This window comes from Citrobacter sp. MGH110 (assembly GCF_001037515.1).
Taxonomy (GTDB): Bacteria; Pseudomonadota; Gammaproteobacteria; order Enterobacterales; family Enterobacteriaceae; genus Citrobacter; species Citrobacter portucalensis.
On sequence record NZ_KQ089834.1, the window covers coordinates 27,209 to 42,437 of the forward strand.

Below are 15,229 nucleotides of genomic sequence, written 5' to 3' on the forward strand. Positions count from 1 at the left end.
GATATTCTTTGAGAGTATGTATAGTGAATTTACTGACAGCAAGTACTGATCTCATCAGTATTTTTTTATTCACAACGCTGTTTCTTTTCTTTGCCCGCAAGGTTGCGAAAAAGATAGGATTGGTGGATAAACCCAACTTCCGCAAACGTCATCAGGGACTGATTCCGTTGGTTGGGGGGATTTCGGTTTACGCAGGCATTTGCTTTACGTTCCTCATCGCCGATTATTATATCCCGCATGCAACTCTCTACCTGGCTTGTGCCGGTGTACTGGTGTTTATCGGTGCACTGGACGACCGCTTTGATATCAGTGTAAAAATCCGTGCGACCATCCAGGCTATCATCGGCATCATTATGATGGCGGTAGGTAAGCTCTATCTGTTGAGCCTTGGGTTCATTTTTGGCCCTTGGGAGATGGTGCTCGGTCCTTTTGGCTATTTCCTTACCCTTTTCGCCGTTTGGGCTGCAATTAACGCCTTTAACATGGTGGATGGGATTGATGGTCTGTTAGGCGGGCTATCCAGCGTATCATTCGCCGCAATGGGGCTTATCTTGTGGTTTGACGGCCAGACAAGCCTGGCTATCTGGTGTTTTGCCATGATCGCCGCCATTCTGCCTTACATCATGCTGAACCTGGGTATTCTCGGACGTCGCTATAAGGTCTTTATGGGCGATGCGGGGAGTACGCTGATTGGCTTTACGGTCATCTGGATCCTGCTGGAGACCACTCAAGGTAAAACGCATCCTATTAGCCCGGTCACCGCACTGTGGATTATTGCCATTCCGTTAATGGATATGGTGGCGATCATGTATCGTCGTTTACGTAAAGGTATGAGCCCTTTCTCCCCGGACCGCCAACATATTCACCATTTAATTATGCGCGCCGGGTTTACTTCCCGACAGGCTTTTGTCCTGATTACGCTGGCTGCTGCGATCCTGGCTTCTATCGGCGTGTTGGCTGAATATTCTCGGGTCGTTCCGGAATGGGTGATGCTGGTGCTCTTTTTACTGGCATTTGTCTTGTATGACTATTGTATTAAACGTGCCTGGAAGGTAGCGAGATTTATCAAACGCTGGAAGCGCAAGTTGCGTAGAAACCGTGACAGTAAACCAAACTTAACCAAATAAATTGAGGGTACGATGACACAACCATTACCGGGGGAACATGCCATGAGCGCTGAAAATGAACTGGACATCCGTGGGTTGTTTCGTACTTTGTGGACAGGGAAGGTGTGGATCGTCGGTATGGCTCTCGCCTTTGCGTTAGTCGCTCTCGCCTATACGTTTTTTGCTCGTCAGGAGTGGAGCGCGACGGCGATTTCAGACAGGCCAACGGTTAATATGTTGGGCGGCTATTACTCTCAGCAGCAGTTCTTACGTAACCTGGACATCAAGGCCAGTCTCGCATCTGCGGATCAGCCGTCAGTGATGGATGAGGCCTATAAAGAATTTATCATGCAGCTTGCCTCATGGGATACGCGCCGTGAATTCTGGCAGCAGACTGATTACTACAAGCAACGTATGGTGGGGAACAGTAAAGCCGATGCGGCGATGCTGGATGAACTGATTAATAACATTCAGTTTATGCCCGGCGATGCGGTTCGTAATACCAATGACAGCGTGAAGCTGATTGCCGAAACGGCACCTGATGCCAACAATCTGTTGCGTCAGTACGTCGCGTTTGCCAGTCAGCGTGCGGCGCGTCATCTGAACGACGAGTTAAAGGGAGCCTGGGCTGCGCGCACTGTGCAGATGAAGGCGCAGGTTAAACGCCAGGAAGAAGTGGCGAAATCGATTTTCTCTCGCCGAGTTCACAACATTGAGCAGGCTCTCAAAATTGCTGAACAGCATAATATTTCGCGTACTTCCACTGACGTTCCGGCTGAAGAGCTACCCGATTCTGAACTGTTTTTGCTTGGACGTCCTATGCTGCAGGCACGACTCGAAAACCTGCAATCTGTTGGTCCCGATTTCGATCTGGACTACTTCCAAAACCGAGCCATGCTTAACACACTGAACGTTGGGCCAACTCTGGATCCGCGTTTTCAGACCTATCGTTATTTGCGTACGCCGGAGGAACCGGTAAAACGTGACAGCCCTCGTCGTGCCTTCCTGATGATTATGTGGGGCATCGTTGGGGCTCTGATCGGTGCTGGTGTCGCGTTAACCCGTCGCCGCACGATTTAGCAATATCGTTGCAGTGAGGGGCTGGGCCCTCACTGCCAATCCGAAGAGAATCGATGTGAAAGTACTGACTGTATTTGGCACGCGACCGGAGGCCATAAAAATGGCACCTCTGGTTCATGCGCTGGCAAAAGATCCTGATTTTGAGGCAAAAGTTTGCGTCACGGCGCAGCATCGGGAGATGCTCGATCAGGTGTTGAACCTCTTTTCCATTGTACCTGACTACGATCTCAATATTATGCAGCCAGGTCAGGGACTAACAGAAATTACCTGCCGAATACTGGAAGGATTAAAGCCAATTCTGGCTGATTTTAAACCTGACGTTGTGTTAGTTCACGGCGATACCACAACCACCATTGCTACTAGCCTGGCCGCGTTCTATCAGCGCATCCCGGTAGGGCATGTGGAGGCAGGCTTACGTACAGGCGATCTCTACTCTCCCTGGCCGGAAGAGGCGAACCGTACGCTGACCGGGCATCTGGCGATGTATCATTTTGCACCAACAGAAAACTCGCGCCAAAACCTGTTACGGGAAAACATTTCTGATAGCCGTATCTTCGTTACAGGTAATACGGTTATTGATGCGTTGATCTGGGTACGCGATCGCGTACTGGCGAGTGATGCATTACGAGCTGAACTGGCAGAGCATTACCCATTCCTGAGCTCGGATAAAAAGATGATACTGGTGACCGGTCATCGTCGGGAAAGCTTCGGTCGTGGTTTTGAACACATTTGTCATGCGCTGGCGGAAATTGCCGCGGCCAATCAGAACGTACAGATTGTCTATCCGGTGCACCTGAATCCTAACGTCAGCGAACCGGTTAATCGCATTCTGGGGCACGTTGAAAACATCATCCTGATTGAACCGCAGGATTATATGCCGTTTGTCTGGCTGATGAATCACGCCTGGCTGATCCTTACCGACTCTGGCGGGATTCAGGAAGAAGCCCCATCTCTGGGGAAACCGGTACTGGTGATGCGCGAAACGACGGAACGTCCGGAAGCGATTACTGCAGGCACAGTACGTCTGGTAGGGACCGACCCGCAGCGTATTGTCGAAGAAGTCACGCGTTTGCTGCATGACGACAATGAATATCAGACCATGAGCCGCGCCCATAATCCGTATGGTGACGGGCAGGCATGTGGCCGCATTTTACACGCGTTAAAAAATAATCGGATATCGCTATGAGTTTTACGACCATTTCTGTCATTGGGCTGGGTTATATCGGACTGCCGACGGCGGCTGCCTTTGCTTCCCGTCAAAAGCATGTGATTGGCGTAGATGTAAATCAACACGCGGTGGATACCATTAATCGCGGTGAAATTCATATCGTTGAGCCAGATTTGGGCGCCGTGGTGAAAACGGCGGTCGAAAATGGATTTCTGCGTGCGACCACAACCCCTGTAGATGCGGATGCCTATCTGATTGCTGTGCCTACTCCGTTTAAGGGGGAGCACGAACCCGATATGGTTTATGTGGAAGCCGCGGCTAAATCTCTTGCACCGGTGCTGAAAAAAGGCGCGTTGGTGATCCTTGAATCGACGTCGCCTGTCGGGGCCACTGAACAGATGGCCACATGGCTGGCTGAAATGCGTCCTGACCTGACTTTCCCGCAGCAAGTCGGTGAACACGCGGACGTTAACATTGCTTATTGCCCAGAGCGAGTGCTGCCGGGCCAGGTGATGGTTGAACTGATTAAAAACGACCGCGTGATTGGGGGAATGACCTCCGTCTGTTCCGCGCGTGCTAGCGAACTGTACAACATTTTCCTGGAGGGCGAATGTGTCGTGACCAACGCCCGTACGGCGGAAATGTGCAAACTGACTGAAAATAGCTTCCGCGACGTCAATATCGCTTTCGCCAATGAGTTGTCGCTGATTTGCGCCGATCAGGGGATCAACGTCTGGGAACTGATTCGACTGGCAAATCGCCATCCGCGCGTGAATATTTTACAACCGGGTCCGGGGGTTGGCGGGCACTGTATCGCGGTTGATCCGTGGTTTATCGTGGCGCAGAACCCGCAGCAGGCGAAATTGATTCGCACCGCGCGTGAGGTAAACGACGGTAAGCCTCATTGGGTGGTTGATCAGGTAAAAGCTGCCGTGGCCGACTGTCTGGCGGATACTAATAAACGGGCCAGCGAAGTGAAAATTGCCTGTTTTGGTCTGGCATTTAAACCGAATATTGATGACTTACGTGAAAGCCCGGCGATGGGAATTGCGCAAAGCATCGCGCATTGGCACAAAGGCGAAACATTGGTGGTGGAACCGAACATCCATCAACTGCCGAAAAAACTGGACGGTCTGTGCCAACTGGCAGCGCTGGACGATGCCCTGGCTAGCGCCGATGTGCTGGTCTTGCTGGTCGACCATAATGAATTTAAAGCCATTAAAGGCGATGCGGTTCACCAGCAATATATCGTTGATACCAAAGGGGTCTGGCGCTAATGAAACGAATTCTGGTTACCGGTGGAGCGGGATTCATCGGCTCGGCGGTTGTACGGCATATCATTCAGGAGACTCAGGATGCGGCAATTGTGGTCGATAAGCTGACCTATGCCGGAAACCTGATGTCGCTGGAGCCGGTTGCACAGAATCCTCGTTTTACCTTTGAGAAAGTCGATATCTGCGATCGAGCTTCGCTCGACAGGGTGTTTCAACACTATCAGCCGGACTGCGTGATGCATCTGGCGGCAGAAAGCCACGTCGATCGCTCAATTGATGGTCCGGCCGCCTTTATCGAAACTAACATCGTGGGAACCTACACGCTGTTGGAAGCGGCGCGCGCTTACTGGAGTGATTTAACCAGCGAGAAAAAATCAGCGTTTCGTTTCCACCATATCTCGACTGACGAGGTGTATGGCGACCTGCATTCTACGGATGATTTCTTCACTGAAACCACACCGTATGCACCGAGCAGCCCTTATTCCGCGTCGAAAGCCAGCAGCGATCATCTGGTTCGCGCCTGGCTGCGTACCTACGGTCTGCCAACGCTGATAACCAACTGTTCTAACAACTATGGTCCGTACCATTTCCCGGAAAAACTGATTCCGCTGATGATCCTCAACGCATTGGCGGGGAAGCCGTTGCCGGTTTACGGCAATGGGCAACAGATCCGTGATTGGTTGTATGTAGAAGATCACGCCAGGGCGCTCTATTGTGTGGCGACAACGGGCGCGGTGGGAGAAACCTATAATATCGGTGGCCATAACGAGCGTAAAAACCTGGAAGTTGTCGAAACGGTTTGCAGCCTGTTGGAAGAGCTGGCACCGCAAAAGCCGCAGGGTATCGCGCAGTACCGCGACTTGATCGCTTTTGTGGACGATCGCCCGGGTCATGATTTGCGTTATGCCATTGACGCGTCGAAAATTGCGCGTGAACTAGGCTGGATGCCGCAAGAAACGTTTGAAAGCGGAATGCGCAAAACCGTGCAGTGGTATCTGGCTAATCAGGCATGGTGGAAACCCGTGCAGGACGGCAGTTACCAGGGCGAACGTTTAGGTCTGAAGGGCTAACAGCCTGGTTTTGGCTCCCGGAGGAGACAACGCATGAAAGGTATCATTCTGGCGGGTGGCTCAGGTACTCGCCTGTATCCCATTACGCGTGGCGTATCGAAGCAGCTATTGCCTATTTACGATAAGCCGATGATTTACTACCCGTTATCAGTATTGATGCTGGCGGGAATTCGCGAAATCCTGATTATCACTACACCGGAAGATAAAGGCTATTTCCAGCGCTTACTGGGCGATGGATCTGAGTTCGGCATTGAATTGCACTATGCTGAGCAGCCCAGTCCGGATGGATTAGCACAGGCGTTTATCATTGGTGAAACGTTCCTTAACGGGGAACCATCATGTCTGGTGTTAGGAGACAATATCTTCTTTGGTCAGGGATTCAGTCCAAAACTGCGTCACGTAGCCGCCAGAACGCAAGGCGCGACGGTGTTTGGTTACCAGGTGATGGATCCTGAACGTTTTGGTGTCGTGGAGTTTGACGACAATTTTCGAGCTATCTCGCTGGAAGAGAAGCCGAAAGCACCAAAATCAAACTGGGCGGTGACCGGTCTCTATTTCTATGACAGCAAGGTGGTGGAATACGCAAAACGCGTAAAACCTTCTGAGCGTGGGGAGCTGGAGATTACGTCTATCAACCAGATGTATCTTGATGACGGACATCTGACGGTAGAATTGCTCGGGCGTGGCTTTGCCTGGCTGGATACCGGTACGCACGACAGTCTTATCGAAGCGAGTACTTTTGTGCAGACGGTGGAAAAACGCCAGGGCTTTAAAATAGCCTGTCTGGAAGAAATCGCCTGGCGTAACGGTTGGCTGGATGACGAAGGCGTGAAGCGTGCTGCCAGTTCACTGGCCAAAACGGGTTATGGTCAATACCTGCTGGAGCTGCTCCGTGCTCGTCCGCGCCAGTATTGAGCCGCTTAGCTGGGAAAATACGTTCTTTGGCGTGAATAGCGCCATTGTGCGTTTTGACCAACGCGCGCCGGTTCTGACTGCGGATATGTTGCAGCCCTGGTCGCGGGTACAGGCAAAAATTCCTGCCGCCAATACCCATGAATTAGACGCCCTGCAACAGTTGGGCTTCTCACTGGTTGAAGGTGAAGTGGATTTTGTGCTGCCGGTGATGTGTACGCATGGCGACCCCGGTGCGCAGATCGCACAAACTACGGATATCCCTGCATTACGCCAACTGGCAGGGCAGGCGTTCGCGCAAAGTCGTTTTCGTACCCCGTGGTATGCCGCAGATGCCAGCACGCGTTTTTATGCGCAGTGGATTGAAAACGCGGTGCTGGGGACGTTCGATCATCAATGCCTCGTTTTTCGTACACCGGCAGGTGATATTCGTGGCTATGTCTCGCTGCGTGAACTGAATGCGACCGATGCGCGAATTGGCCTGCTGGCCGGGCGTGGGGCGGGAGCAGAACTGATGCAGGCTGCCCTTTGCTGGGCGCAGGCTCGCGGTAAAACAACATTGCGCGTGGCGACCCAAATGGGCAATACCGCCGCGCTTAAACGTTATATACACAGTGGTGCGAATGTGGAAAGCACCGCGTATTGGTTATACAGGTGACACGATGATTCCATTTAACGCACCGCCGGTGGTGGGCACTGAACTCGATTACATGCAGTCTGCGATGAACAGCGGCAAACTGTGTGGCGACGGTGGTTTTACCCGTCGCTGCCAACAGTGGCTGGAACAGCATTTTGGCAGCGAGAAAGTATTGCTGACGCCTTCCTGCACCGCATCGCTTGAGATGGCGGCATTGCTGCTGGATATCCAGCCTGGCGATGAAGTCATTATGCCGAGCTATACGTTTGTCTCCACGGCCAATGCTTTCGTGCTGCGCGGCGCGAAAATTGTCTTTGTTGATATCCGGCCGGATACCATGAACATTGACGAAACGCTGATTGAAGCGGCGATCACCGACAAGACCCGCGCTATCGTTCCGGTGCATTACGCGGGCGTAGCCTGTGAAATGGATACCATCATGGCGCTGGCGACCAAACATAACCTGTTTGTCGTGGAAGATGCGGCCCAGGGCGTCATGTCGACTTACAAAGGTCGTGCGCTGGGGACGATTGGTCACATCGGTTGCTTTAGCTTCCATGAGACCAAAAACTATACCGCAGGCGGTGAAGGTGGTGCGACGCTGATTAATGATAAAAAATTAGTCGAACGTGCAGAGATCATCCGTGAAAAAGGAACTAACCGCAGCCAGTTTTTCCGCGGTCAGGTGGATAAGTATACCTGGCGTGATATTGGCTCCAGCTATCTGATGTCCGATCTGCAGGCTGCCTATCTGTGGGCACAACTGGAAGCGGCTGACCGTATTAACCAGCAGCGTCTGGCGCTGTGGCAGAACTACTATGATGCTCTCGAACCGCTGGCGCGTGCCGGACGCATTGATCTGCCTTCTGTCCCGGAAAACTGCGTGCAGAATGCCCATATGTTTTATATCAAGCTGCGCGATATCGACGATCGCACGGCGTTGATTAACTTCTTGAAAGAAGCTGAAATTATGGCGGTGTTCCACTATATCCCGCTACATGATTGTCCGGCTGGCGATAAATTCGGCGTATTTGCCGGTGTTGATCGTTTCACCACTAAAGAGAGCGAGCGTCTGCTGCGCTTGCCGCTGTTTTACAACCTGTCGCCAGTAAACCAGCGAACGGTCATTTCGACCTTACTCAACTACTTCGCCTGATATGTCGCTTGCTAAAGCGTCCTTATGGACGGCAGCCAGTACGCTGGTAAAAATTGGTGCAGGTTTGCTGGTCGTGAAGCTGCTGGCGGTGTCGTTTGGCCCGGCAGGCGTGGGGCAGGCGGGTAACTTCCGCCAGATGGTCACCGTGCTTGGTGTTCTGGCGGGGGCCGGCATTTTCAACGGCGTCACGAAATATGTTGCGCAGCACCATGACGATCCGACCCGGCTCCGTAAGGTAGTCGGTACATCTTCCGCGATGGTGCTGGGATTCTCTACGCTGATGGCGGTGATTTTTCTGCTGGCGGCCGCGCCAATCAGTCAGGGATTGTTTGGCCATACTCATTATCAGGGGCTGGTAAGACTGGTTGCGCTGGTGCAAATGGGTATTGCCTGGGCGAACCTGCTGCTGGCGTTGATGAAGGGCTTTCGCGATGCGGCGGGTAACGCGCTGTCGCTGATTGTGGGTAGCCTGGTGGGCGTAGTGGCTTATTATGGCTGTTATCGCCTGGGAGGGTATGAAGGTGCTTTGCTGGGTCTGGCGTTAGTGCCCGCGTTGGTCGTTATCCCCGCCGCTATTATGCTGATTAAGCGTGGGGCAATTCCCCTGCATTACCTGAAACCCTCGTGGGATAACGGTCTGGCTGGACAGCTAAGCAAGTTTACCCTGATGGCGCTGATTACCTCCGTAACGCTGCCAGTGGCATACGTGATGATGCGAAACCTGCTGGCGGCGCAGTACAGTTGGGATGATGTGGGGATTTGGCAGGGAGTAAGCAGTATCTCTGATGCTTATCTGCAATTCATTACCGCCTCATTCAGCGTTTACTTGCTTCCGACGTTGTCTCGACTGACCGAAAAGCGCGACATTACGCGCGAGGTGGTTAAGTCGCTGAAGTTCGTGTTACCGGCGGTTGCCGCTGCGAGCTTTACTGTTTGGTTGCTGCGTGATTTTGCGATCTGGCTGCTTTTCTCCGCAAAATTCACCGCCATGCGCGATCTGTTTGCCTGGCAACTGGTCGGCGATGTACTGAAAGTTGGGGCGTATGTCTTTGGGTATCTGGTGATCGCGAAAGCATCGCTGCGGTTTTATATTTTGGCTGAAATTAGCCAGTTCATGTTATTGACGGTGTTTGCTCACTGGCTGATCCCTGCACACGGTGCGCTGGGAGCGGCACAGGCTTATATGGCAACGTACATCGTCTATTTTTCTCTTTGTTGTGGCGTGTTTTTACTCTGGCGTAGGCGGGCATGACTGTACTGATTCACGTTCTGGGATCGGATATCCCTCACCATAACCAAACCGTGTTGCGGTTTTTCAACGACTCGCTGGCCGCGACGAGCGAGCATGCGCGCACGTTTATGGTTGCCGGTCAGGATGCGGGACTCAGTGAGAGCTGCCCGGCGTTATCGCTAAGCTTCTACAGCGGGAAAAAGGCGCTTGCTGACGCTGTGATCGCGAAAGCAAAAGCGGATCGCCAACAGCGTTTCTTCTTCCACGGCCAGTTCAACACCAGGCTGTGGCTGGCGCTGCTGAGTGGCGGGATTAAACCGGCGCAGTTTTACTGGCATATCTGGGGCGCTGATTTATACGAAGTCTCCAGTGGGCTGAAATTCCGCCTGTTTTACCCGATTCGCCGCATGGCGCAGAATCGTGTGGGCTGCGTGTTTGCCACACGGGGCGATTTACGTTATTTCGCCGAGCAACATCCCCGTGTGCGGGGTGAGTTGCTCTATTTCCCAACGCGAATGGATCCTTCACTCAATAACATGAGCAATGATTACCAGCGCAGCGGCAAGATGACGGTGCTGGTTGGCAACTCTGGCGATCGCAGCAATGAGCATGTTGCCGCGCTTCGCGCCGTCCATCAGCAGTTTGGCGACACGGTGAATGTGATTGTGCCGATGGGTTATCCCGCCAATAATGCGGCCTATATCGACGAGGTTCGCCAGGCTGGCCTGGCGTTATTTAGCGCTGATAATCTGCAAATTTTGAGTGAAAAGCTGGAATTTGACGCTTATCTCGCGTTATTGCGTCAATGCGATTTGGGTTACTTTATTTTTGCCCGTCAACAGGGAATCGGTACACTGTGTTTACTGATCCAGGCGGGTATCCCATGCGTGCTCAACCGTGAAAATCCCTTCTGGCAGGATATGGTGGAACAAAATCTTCCGGTGTTATTTACCACTGATGATCTCAATGAAGGCGTCGTACGTGAAGCGCAGCGCCAGTTGGCATCGGTAGATAAAAATACTATTACCTTCTTTAGCCCGAATTATCTGCAGCCGTGGCACAACGCGCTGCGCATTGCTTCAGGAGAAACCGTATGAGCCTGATGCAATTCAGCGGTCTTCTGGTGGTCTGGCTGCTCTCCACCTTGTTTATCGCCACGCTGACCTGGTTTGAGTTCCGCCGCGTGCGTTTTAACTTCAATGTTTTCTTCTCATTGTTGTTCTTGCTGACGTTCTTCTTCGGATTCCCGTTAACCAGCATCCTGGTGTTCCGCTTTGATGTGGCAGTGGCTCCGCCGGAGATCCTTCTACAGGCCTTGCTGTCAGCCGCCTGTTTCTATGCCGTCTACTACGTGACGTATAAAACGCGCTTGCGCAAACGAGTAGATGATAAGCCGCGCAGGCCGCTGTTTACCATCAATCGCGTTGAAGCCCATTTGACCTGGGTTATCCTGATGGCGATTGCGCTGGTGAGCGTGGGCATCTTCTTTATGCACAACGGATTCCTGCTGTTCAGACTGCAATCCTATAGCCAGATTTTTTCCAGTGAAGTCTCTGGCGTCGCTCTGAAGCGTTTCTTCTACTTCTTCATTCCGGCAATGCTGGTGGTTTATTTCTTGCGTCAGGACAGCAAAGCGTGGGTGTTCTTCCTCGTGAGTACCGTCGCGTTTGGTTTGCTGACCTATATGATTGTGGGTGGGACGCGCGCCAATATCATTATCGCGTTTGCCATCTTCTTGTTTATCGGCATTATTCGCGGCTGGATTTCGCTGTGGATGTTGGCCGCTGCAGGCGTGTTGGGCATTGTCGGGATGTTCTGGCTGGCGTTGAAGCGCTACGGAATGAGCGTTAGCGGCGATGAGGCGTTCTATACGTTCCTGTACCTTACGCGCGACACCTTCTCACCGTGGGAGAACCTGGCGCTATTGCTGCAGAATTACCACAATATTGAGTTCCAGGGGCTGGCGCCGATCGTCCGTGACTTCTACGTCTTTATTCCCTCCTGGCTGTGGCCTGGGCGGCCGAGTATTGTACTCAATTCAGCGAACTACTTTACCTGGGAAGTGTTGAACAACCACTCAGGACTGGCGATTTCGCCGACGTTAATTGGTTCACTGGTGGTGATGGGCGGGGCGCTGTTTATACCATTAGGCGCGATTGTTGTTGGGCTCATTATCAAGTGGTTCGACTGGCTGTATGAGCTTGGCAATCGCGAAACCAATCGCTATAAGGCGGCGATTTTGCACAGTTTCTGTTTTGGCGCCATTTTCAATATGATCGTTTTGGCACGTGAAGGGCTGGATTCGTTTGTCTCACGAGTGGTCTTTTTCCTCGTGATTTTCGGCGTTTGCCTACTGGTGGCAAAACTGCTGTTCTGGTTGTTTGATAGCGCGGGACTCATTCATAAACGAATCAAATCGCTGCCCCAGACACAGATTGAAGGATCGTAATGACAGATAACACAACTGCGCCGCTGTATTCGCTGCGTGGATTACAACTGATTGGCTGGCGCGATATGCAACATGCGCTGAATTACCTGTTTGCCGAAGGACGCCTCAGGTCAGGAACGCTGGTGGCTATCAACGCTGAGAAGATGCTGACAGCAGAAGATAACCCTGAAGTGAGGGAGCTGATCAACGCCGCGGAGTTCAAGTATGCGGATGGGATTAGCGTGGTGCGTTCGGTGCGCAAAAAATTCCCACAGGCGCAGGTTTCACGCGTGGCCGGAGCTGACCTTTGGGAAGCGCTGATGGCGCGAGCTGGGCAAAACGGAACGCCAGTTTTCCTGGTTGGCGGCAAGCCTGAAGTTCTGGCACAAACAGAAGCAAAACTACGTGCGCAGTGGCGTGTGAACATTGTGGGTAGTCAGGACGGTTATTTTACCCCAGAGCAGCGTCAGGCGTTGTTTGAGCGTATTCACGCCAGCGGTGCGCAAATTGTGACGGTGGCGATGGGTTCGCCAAAACAAGAGATCTTTATGCGTGATTGCCGCAAGACTCACCCCGACGCGCTGTATATGGGCGTAGGGGGCACCTACGACGTCTTTACCGGTCACGTTAAGCGTGCGCCTAAAATCTGGCAAAATCTGGGGCTGGAGTGGCTGTATCGCTTATTGTCGCAGCCGAGCCGTATTACTCGACAACTTCGCTTATTACGCTATCTCCGCTGGCACTATACCGGCAACCTCTGACGCTCTCTCTCCTCTGATAAGTAGCGTGATCTGCTAATTACGCTACTTATTCACAACATAATCGCTGCTTTCTCGCACAATCTATTCATTTTTTGAATGCTTTAATTGCCATTTAAGCGATTTTAGGAAACCATTCGCAACAATCATTGCAGTGCCGTGGTGTTTTTGGCGCCAACCGTAAAGCGGTCGGTGCCGCATGGCCTGTTATGGCATAACAAGATGTACCCATAACGAGAACCGGTAATACCGGACAGCATGCAAACACATCAAGAGGATTTATGGCTGAGAACAAACCTGAGCTACAGCGTGGGCTGGAGGCTCGTCACATCGAATTAATTGCCCTTGGGGGCACTATTGGCGTTGGGCTATTTATGGGGGCCGCCAGTACCCTGAAATGGGCGGGACCTTCGGTTCTGCTGGCGTATATCGTCGCCGGGCTGTTCGTGTTTTTCATTATGCGTTCTATGGGGGAGATGTTATTCCTCGAGCCGGTTGCAGGTTCATTCGCTGTTTACGCTCACCGTTATATGAGCCCCTTCTTTGGCTATCTCACCGCCTGGTCATACTGGTTTATGTGGATGGCTGTGGGGATCTCAGAGATTACCGCCATCGGGGTGTATGTGCAGTTCTGGTTTCCGGAAATGGCGCAATGGATACCCGCACTGATCGCGGTCGTACTGGTTGCGTTGGCAAACCTCGCTGCGGTTCGCCTGTATGGTGAAATTGAGTTCTGGTTTGCCATGATCAAAGTGACCACCATCATTGTGATGATTGTCATTGGGGTTGGGGTGATTTTCTTCGGCTTCGGCAATGGCGGCCAGGCGATTGGTTTTGGCAACCTGACCGAGCACGGTGGCTTCTTTGCTGGGGGCTGGAAGGGCTTCCTCACGGCATTGTGTATTGTTGTGGCGTCTTACCAGGGCGTGGAGCTGATCGGCATCACTGCAGGGGAAGCGAAGAATCCACAGGTCACGCTGCGTAGCGCGGTGGGTAAAGTGCTGTGGCGCATTCTGATTTTCTACGTTGGTGCGATTTTTGTCATCGTCACTATTTTCCCGTGGAATGAGATTGGCAGCAACGGCAGCCCGTTTGTTCTCACCTTTGCCAAGATTGGTATTACTGCTGCGGCAGGGATTATTAACTTTGTGGTGCTGACGGCGGCGCTGTCTGGCTGTAACAGCGGCATGTACAGCTGTGGGCGTATGCTCTACGCGCTGGCAAAGAATCGCCAGCTTCCTGCCGTTGTTGGAAAAGTATCACGCCATGGCGTGCCGGTTGCCGGAGTGGCTATTTCTATCGCGATCCTGCTGATTGGCTCATGCCTGAACTACATCATTCCTAACCCGCAGCGCGTGTTTGTTTATGTCTATAGTGCCAGCGTGTTGCCGGGGATGGTGCCGTGGTTTGTGATCCTGATAAGCCAGTTGCGTTTCCGTCAGGCGCATAAAGCGGCGATTGCCAGTCATCCATTCCGCTCCATTCTGTTCCCGTGGGCGAATTATTTGACGATGGCGTTCCTGATTTGCGTATTAATTGGCATGTACTTTAATGAAGATACCCGAATGTCGCTTTTTGTTGGCATGGGTTTCTTACTGGCCGTGACGCTCATTTATAAGGTTTTTGGTCTGAATCGTCATGGCACAGCCCATAAATTGCGGGAATAAGCGACAAAACGCACAAACCATGACCAAACGATAATTTATTTTAAAAAAGCACTAGACAGAAGACCGAGACCTCCGTAATATCCAGCCCCGCAACGGCGCTAAGCGCCCGTAGCTCAGCTGGATAGAGCGCTGCCCTCCGGAGGCAGAGGTCTCAGGTTCGAATCCTGTCGGGCGCACCATTTAGTAGGGTGCCAGAGCTGCGGTGGTTTTAATACCGCGTAAAAGATTTGCAGTGGTGGCTATAGCTCAGTTGGTAGAGCCCTGGATTGTGATTCCAGTTGTCGTGGGTTCGAATCCCATTAGCCACCCCATTAATTTAAAGTTGTGAAATGCGAAGGTGGCGGAATTGGTAGACGCGCTAGCTTCAGGTGTTAGTGTCCTTAGGATGTGGGGGTTCGAGTCCCCCCCCTCGCACCACGACTTAAAGAATTGAACTAAAAATTCAAAAAGCAGTAAAACGGCGAGTAGCGCAGCTTGGTAGCGCAACTGGTTTGGGACCAGTGGGTCGGAGGTTCGAATCCTCTCTCGCCGACCAATTTTGAACCCCGCTTCGGCGGGGTTTTTTGTTTTCAGATTTTCCCTTCTTAGCCTGCGCATCTGCGAATTTCCTGAAGTCTTAAAAAGTCCGAATACCTGGTTTTTGCAGTGCAATCGTGGCATGCGTTGTGCAATAATATGCGAGTAGATGCTCATTCCATCTCTTATGTTCGCCATCTGGCCTCATAAACTCAGGAATGATGCA

Annotated in this window: 13 protein-coding genes and 4 tRNA genes; all 17 read left to right on the plus strand. The window is 52.2% G+C overall.

Annotated elements, in window-relative coordinates; genetic code table 11:
- Positions 1-23: 23 nt before the first annotated feature.
- The 17 genes from wecA (at position 24) to SK38_RS22880 (ending at position 15,022) form a co-directional block, all read left to right on the plus strand.
- Positions 24-1,127, plus strand: a complete 1,104-nt coding sequence (gene wecA, locus SK38_RS22800) for a UDP-N-acetylglucosamine--undecaprenyl-phosphate N-acetylglucosaminephosphotransferase (RefSeq protein WP_032945680.1) — start codon at positions 24-26, stop codon at positions 1,125-1,127.
- Between the two features lie 12 nt (positions 1,128-1,139).
- Positions 1,140-2,186, plus strand: a complete 1,047-nt coding sequence (gene wzzE, locus SK38_RS22805; protein WP_003829003.1) for an ECA polysaccharide chain length modulation protein — start codon at positions 1,140-1,142, stop codon at positions 2,184-2,186.
- Positions 2,187-2,241: 55 nt separating this feature from the next.
- Positions 2,242-3,372, plus strand: a complete 1,131-nt coding sequence (gene wecB / locus SK38_RS22810) for a non-hydrolyzing UDP-N-acetylglucosamine 2-epimerase (protein ID WP_048237107.1) — start codon at positions 2,242-2,244, stop codon at positions 3,370-3,372.
- Entirely contained in the window at positions 3,369-4,631 is a 1,263-nt protein-coding gene (wecC, locus tag SK38_RS22815) for a UDP-N-acetyl-D-mannosamine dehydrogenase (RefSeq protein WP_008787073.1), read from the plus strand. Before wecB ends, wecC begins: the two co-directional genes overlap by 4 nt.
- Complete coding sequence (gene rffG, locus SK38_RS22820) at positions 4,631-5,698, plus strand: dTDP-glucose 4,6-dehydratase (protein ID WP_032945684.1); 1,068 nt, start codon at positions 4,631-4,633, stop codon at positions 5,696-5,698. The genes wecC and rffG overlap by 1 nt, the downstream gene beginning before the upstream one ends.
- A 33-nt stretch (positions 5,699-5,731) precedes the next feature.
- Positions 5,732-6,613, plus strand: a complete 882-nt coding sequence (gene rfbA, locus SK38_RS22825) for a glucose-1-phosphate thymidylyltransferase RfbA (RefSeq protein ID WP_032945685.1) — start codon at positions 5,732-5,734, stop codon at positions 6,611-6,613.
- Positions 6,591-7,268 (plus strand): dTDP-4-amino-4,6-dideoxy-D-galactose acyltransferase, encoded by a 678-nt coding sequence (gene rffC / locus SK38_RS22830; RefSeq protein ID WP_048237108.1) that lies wholly within the window; start codon positions 6,591-6,593, stop codon positions 7,266-7,268. Before rfbA ends, rffC begins: the two co-directional genes overlap by 23 nt.
- 4 nt (positions 7,269-7,272) lie before the next feature.
- The gene (gene rffA, locus SK38_RS22835) at positions 7,273-8,403 is read left to right on the plus strand and encodes a dTDP-4-amino-4,6-dideoxygalactose transaminase (protein ID WP_032945690.1); all 1,131 of its coding nucleotides are present in this window, start codon (positions 7,273-7,275) and stop codon (positions 8,401-8,403) included.
- A gap of 1 nt (position 8,404) precedes the next feature.
- Complete coding sequence (gene wzxE, locus SK38_RS22840) at positions 8,405-9,655, plus strand: lipid III flippase WzxE (protein ID WP_003017971.1); 1,251 nt, start codon at positions 8,405-8,407, stop codon at positions 9,653-9,655.
- The gene (locus SK38_RS22845) at positions 9,652-10,731 is read left to right on the plus strand and encodes a TDP-N-acetylfucosamine:lipid II N-acetylfucosaminyltransferase (protein WP_048237109.1); all 1,080 of its coding nucleotides are present in this window, start codon (positions 9,652-9,654) and stop codon (positions 10,729-10,731) included. Before wzxE ends, SK38_RS22845 begins: the two co-directional genes overlap by 4 nt.
- Positions 10,728-12,083 (plus strand): ECA oligosaccharide polymerase, encoded by a 1,356-nt coding sequence (wzyE, locus tag SK38_RS22850; RefSeq protein WP_048237110.1) that lies wholly within the window; start codon positions 10,728-10,730, stop codon positions 12,081-12,083. Before SK38_RS22845 ends, wzyE begins: the two co-directional genes overlap by 4 nt.
- The gene (gene wecG / locus SK38_RS22855) at positions 12,083-12,823 is read left to right on the plus strand and encodes a lipopolysaccharide N-acetylmannosaminouronosyltransferase (RefSeq protein WP_048237111.1); all 741 of its coding nucleotides are present in this window, start codon (positions 12,083-12,085) and stop codon (positions 12,821-12,823) included. Before wzyE ends, wecG begins: the two co-directional genes overlap by 1 nt.
- A gap of 278 nt (positions 12,824-13,101) precedes the next feature.
- Positions 13,102-14,487 carry a bifunctional threonine/serine APC transporter ThrP gene (thrP, locus tag SK38_RS22860; RefSeq protein ID WP_048237112.1) on the plus strand — a complete coding sequence of 462 codons (1,386 nt, stop codon included), beginning with the start codon at positions 13,102-13,104 and terminating at the stop codon, positions 14,485-14,487.
- Between the two features lie 102 nt (positions 14,488-14,589).
- Positions 14,590-14,666 (plus strand) — tRNA-Arg (locus SK38_RS22865).
- A gap of 56 nt (positions 14,667-14,722) precedes the next feature.
- A tRNA-His gene (locus SK38_RS22870) sits at positions 14,723-14,798 on the plus strand.
- Between the two features lie 20 nt (positions 14,799-14,818).
- A tRNA-Leu gene (locus SK38_RS22875) sits at positions 14,819-14,904 on the plus strand.
- A 41-nt stretch (positions 14,905-14,945) separates the two neighbouring features.
- A tRNA-Pro gene (locus SK38_RS22880) sits at positions 14,946-15,022 on the plus strand.
- Positions 15,023-15,229 lie beyond the last annotated feature (207 nt).

Bases quoted from the DNA above. Each gene is read 5' to 3' on its own strand.
- wzzE (WP_003829003.1), top strand. From the start codon at position 1,140: ATGACACAACCATTACCGGGGGAACATGCCATGAGCGCTGAAAATGAA.
- wecC (WP_008787073.1), top strand. From the start codon at position 3,369: ATGAGTTTTACGACCATTTCTGTCATTGGGCTGGGTTATATCGGACTG.
- rffG (WP_032945684.1), top strand. From the start codon at position 4,631: ATGAAACGAATTCTGGTTACCGGTGGAGCGGGATTCATCGGCTCGGCG.
- rfbA (WP_032945685.1), top strand. From the start codon at position 5,732: ATGAAAGGTATCATTCTGGCGGGTGGCTCAGGTACTCGCCTGTATCCC.
- rffA (WP_032945690.1), top strand. From the start codon at position 7,273: ATGATTCCATTTAACGCACCGCCGGTGGTGGGCACTGAACTCGATTAC.
- wzxE (WP_003017971.1), top strand. From the start codon at position 8,405: ATGTCGCTTGCTAAAGCGTCCTTATGGACGGCAGCCAGTACGCTGGTA.
- SK38_RS22845 (WP_048237109.1), top strand. From the start codon at position 9,652: ATGACTGTACTGATTCACGTTCTGGGATCGGATATCCCTCACCATAAC.
- wzyE (WP_048237110.1), top strand. From the start codon at position 10,728: ATGAGCCTGATGCAATTCAGCGGTCTTCTGGTGGTCTGGCTGCTCTCC.
- wecG (WP_048237111.1), top strand. From the start codon at position 12,083: ATGACAGATAACACAACTGCGCCGCTGTATTCGCTGCGTGGATTACAA.
- thrP (WP_048237112.1), top strand. From the start codon at position 13,102: ATGGCTGAGAACAAACCTGAGCTACAGCGTGGGCTGGAGGCTCGTCAC.